Below are 3564 nucleotides of genomic sequence, written 5' to 3' on the forward strand. Positions count from 1 at the left end.
GCAGGCGGTGCTGCAAGAACGCTTGCTTATGAACTCGACAAACTTACTAATGTATATATCTATAATCGCACTATAACTAAAGCACAAGCTATCATAGATGAGTTAGGTCTAAAAAACACGCATGATGCTGACCTAAATAACCTGCAACCTACTGTTATAATTAATGCCACGACACTAGGACTTAATAACGAAATGAGTTTGCCTAATGGTGTAAAAACTGACAGACTTCAAACAGTATATGACACTATATATAATCCCGCTTGTACGCCAATAATGTCTTGGGCGAAAGAAAATGGGATAAAAGCAGTTAACGGACTTGCAATGCTGTTTTTTCAGGCGTTGGATGCCCAAAAAATATGGAATGGTGTGGAATTGTCAAAAGCACAAATCATTCAAACTCTTAAAAACATAGAGGCTAAGATATGAAAATCATTGTTATCAACGGACCTAATCTTAATATGCTGGGCAAAAGAGAACCGCAAATATATGGATACAAGACGCTAGATGACATCAATCAGGAAATAAAAGAAGCAGCGCCTGCTGATGTAATTTTGGAGTTTTTTCAATCCAACTATGAAGGTGCAATAATCGATAAAATACATAACACAGATGCCGACGCCATAATAATCAATGCGGGAGCATATTCGCATTATAGTTATGCTATTTATGATGCGTTAAAATGTGTAAATATTCCAAAATACGAAGTGCATATGTCGGATATATATAAAAGAGAAGAAGTATTTAGACATATTTCGGTCTTGACGCCGGCATGTGAAAAGATATTTTATGGCAAAGGCGTTAACAGCTATATAGAAGCAGTTTTAGCTGCTTATGAAAGAGGTCAGCAAAAATGCAAATAAAAGATATTATACAATATCTTAACATCATTGCTCCGCCCGAACAAAAAGAAGATTGGGACAATATCGGACTGATTGTGGGGAACTCGCAAGACGAAGTCACAATAGCATTGCTTTGTCTTGATGTTACAATAGATGTAATACAAGAAGCCAAGAATTTGGGCGCACAGCTTATAATAAGTCATCATCCTTTTATTTTTAGACCAATAAGCAGTATTACCAATGAAACATTTTTGGGCAAAAAGATATTGGAAGTAATAAAAAGCGGCATAAGTGTTTTTAGTGCACATACCAATCTAGACGCAAGCGATCAAGGAATTAATGCTTATATAGCTGAATTGCTTGAACTTAATAATGTAAAACGGTTTGATCTACTAGATTCCACATGGCAGGGCGGAAGAATGGGTGAACTAAAAGAGCCTATGACTTTAAAACAGCTTGCTAGAAAAGTTCAAGAAGTTTTTAATGATGATATGATAAGATATTCAGGTAATGCTCAAAATCAAATCAAAAAAATTGCTTTTATTTCGGGCGGCGCCGGCAAGACAGATTATATAGACGCCGCAATCTCGCGGGGCATTGACTGTTATATTTCTGCTGATTTTAATCATCATTCTATGCTGGAAGCTTACGAAAAAGATTTTCCTGTTATATATTGCAGCCATTATTATATGGAAAGAATAATTTTAAAACGTCTAAAAGAATTATTAAATCAAAAATTTGATGGTGTTGAATTTATTTTGTCGACGACAGAACAAAATCCGATGAGCAGATTATGAAAAATATTGTTTTGATAGGAATGATGGGCACCTATAAAACCACAGCAGGAAAGATAGTTGCCAAAGAATTAAAAAAGAAGTTTTTGGATACAGACAAGATACTCGCATCACGCTTTAATATGAGTATTAACCGATATTTTGAAAAATACGGCGAACAGTCTTTTAGAGAACAAGAACATATGCTTTGCCTTGAATTAGGCGATGAAACAGACACTGTTATTTCAACAGGCGGCGGCGTTGTCAAGAATTATGACAACATACTAGCGTTCAAAAAAAATGGAATAATTATTTGTCTTTCGGCATCTCCTAATCAGATATATTCAAGAATAAAAAATTCAAAAACGCGTCCGCTGTTGAAATCTCCTAATCCTTTAAAGAAAATAGAAGAAATCTTAGCCGAACGCGATCCTTTATATAAAAAAGCTGCCGATGTCATAATACATAACGATTATATGTCAGGCAGACAGACAGCTTATGCAATTTTGGATTATATAAAAACAATCAAAACAGATTAGAAATTATAATTAATTTCTGCTGTTGCGTATTTTCTTAGTTTTTGTATATACATTTCTTCTCCGCAAAGCACTATATCATCATTTGCTTCAAAAACAGTCGTACCTTCGGGCGTGGCTATCACTTTGTCGCCGCGCTTAATTATTAGTACTGTGACATTTTGACGTTTTCTTAAATCCAATTCTATCAAAGATTTGCCCACCCATAATTTAGGGGTTTTTATCTCTATTATGCTAAAATCAGGAGTTAATTTGGCAATTTTTAAGACATTAGGGCTTGTTAGCATTTCAGAAACCTTTTCGCCCATGTATTCTTCGGGGAAAATTACAATATCTGCGCCGACTTTTTTCAAAACCTCTTTGTGCAAATGATTATTTGCCTTAGAAATAATATATTTTGCATCGTATTGTTTGCACAATAAAGTTACTATTATGCTTGCTTCAATATTTCCTATGCAGATTATGCAGGCATCAAAATCACTGATATTAATTGATTTTAATACAGTTTCGTCGCTTGCATCTGCGCAAATCGCCTGAGTAGTAAAATCAGCTACGCTGTTTATTAGATCTTGGTTTTGGTCAATTGCCAAAACATCGCAGCCTTTTTGAAAAAGGTGCTTGCATAGCGTTACGCCAAAACTTCCTAATCCAATTATCAAAAATTGAGACATTCCATTTTTCATATTTATTTCCTTTATTTTATCCTATCATTATCATTGCTTCAGGGTATCTGATTTTTTCTTCTGCAGTATTTCTTATCTTTTTTAGGAATATAAGTCCTATCGTCAGCGGTCCTACCCGTCCCATAAACATGGTAATCATTATAATTATTTTACCACCAACGCTTAATAGCGGAGTGGCGTTTAAAGTAAGCCCCACAGTAGATAGAGCGGACACTGTTTCAAAAAAAAGAGTTTCCAGGTTGTAAGAACCGGCGGCTTGTAAAGCCATATTATTGCTTTCTGTAAGCATAAGGATTATAGTGCTCAAACAAATTAACAAGACAAAAAACACGCTTAGAGCGACTGCACGCAAAATTATACGCGAGTTTATATATCGTTTGTTTAGGATAATTTTGTTTTGATTGTTAACGCCTGAAAAGATTGCGAATAATAAAATAACTGCGGTAGTGGTTTTTATTCCGCCGCCTGTTGAAGCGGGCGAAGCGCCTATAAACATCAGCAATATTGTAAAAAACCTTGATGCAAGCGTCATTTTTGTCAAATCAACGCTACAATAGCCAGCCGTTCTCGGCGTAACCGCCATAAAAAACGCATTAAGGAGTTTATATCCAAAATTCATATCAGCCAAAGTGTTATTCCATTCTGCAACCAAATAAAATACAGTGCCGGAACATAATAAAACGGCAGTCGCTATCAGTACGATTTTCGAATGAAGCGATAACTTGCGGTTTTT

6 protein-coding genes are annotated in these 3564 nt (G+C 35.4%); 4 read left to right on the forward strand and 2 right to left on the reverse strand.

Translation table 11 applies throughout. From position 1 onward, the window contains the following. From VIL26_04640 to VIL26_04655, 4 genes are all read left to right on the forward strand, one after another. Positions 1-426, forward strand: a 426-nt coding sequence (locus tag VIL26_04640; protein HEY8390223.1) for a hypothetical protein, incomplete at its 5' end; no start/stop codon positions are given. Further along, the gene (locus tag VIL26_04645) at positions 423-860 is read left to right on the forward strand and encodes a type II 3-dehydroquinate dehydratase (protein ID HEY8390224.1); all 438 of its coding nucleotides are present in this window, start codon (positions 423-425) and stop codon (positions 858-860) included. The genes VIL26_04640 and VIL26_04645, both read left to right, overlap by 4 nt. Continuing rightward, a complete protein-coding gene (locus tag VIL26_04650) occupies positions 851-1636 on the forward strand; it encodes a Nif3-like dinuclear metal center hexameric protein (GenBank protein ID HEY8390225.1) in 786 nt (261 codons plus the stop codon). Before VIL26_04645 ends, VIL26_04650 begins: the two co-directional genes overlap by 10 nt. Then, on the forward strand, positions 1633-2151 hold the full coding sequence (locus VIL26_04655; protein HEY8390226.1) for a shikimate kinase: 519 nt from the start codon (positions 1633-1635) through the stop codon (positions 2149-2151). The genes VIL26_04650 and VIL26_04655 overlap by 4 nt, the downstream gene beginning before the upstream one ends. Here VIL26_04655 and VIL26_04660 read toward each other — a convergent pair. Continuing rightward, entirely contained in the window at positions 2148-2831 is a 684-nt protein-coding gene (locus VIL26_04660) for a TrkA family potassium uptake protein (GenBank protein HEY8390227.1), read from the reverse strand. The two genes, VIL26_04655 and VIL26_04660, sit on opposite strands and share 4 nt — an antisense overlap. A gap of 16 nt (positions 2832-2847) precedes the next feature. Further along, positions 2848-3564: potassium transporter TrkG (locus VIL26_04665; protein HEY8390228.1), on the reverse strand; the 717-nt coding region annotated here is incomplete at its 5' end.

This window comes from Clostridia bacterium (assembly GCA_036562685.1).
Classification (GTDB): Bacteria; Bacillota; Clostridia; order Christensenellales; family DUVY01; genus DUVY01.

What these genes read in the sequence shown, in the direction of transcription:
- VIL26_04650 (HEY8390225.1), top strand. Translation starts at nt 851, where the DNA reads ATGCAAATAAAAGATATTATACAATATCTTAACATCATTGCTCCGCCC.
- VIL26_04660 (HEY8390227.1), bottom strand. Translation starts at nt 2,831, where the DNA reads ATGAAAAATGGAATGTCTCAATTTTTGATAATTGGATTAGGAAGTTTT.
- VIL26_04645 (HEY8390224.1), top strand. Translation starts at nt 423, where the DNA reads ATGAAAATCATTGTTATCAACGGACCTAATCTTAATATGCTGGGCAAA.
- VIL26_04655 (HEY8390226.1), top strand. Translation starts at nt 1,633, where the DNA reads ATGAAAAATATTGTTTTGATAGGAATGATGGGCACCTATAAAACCACA.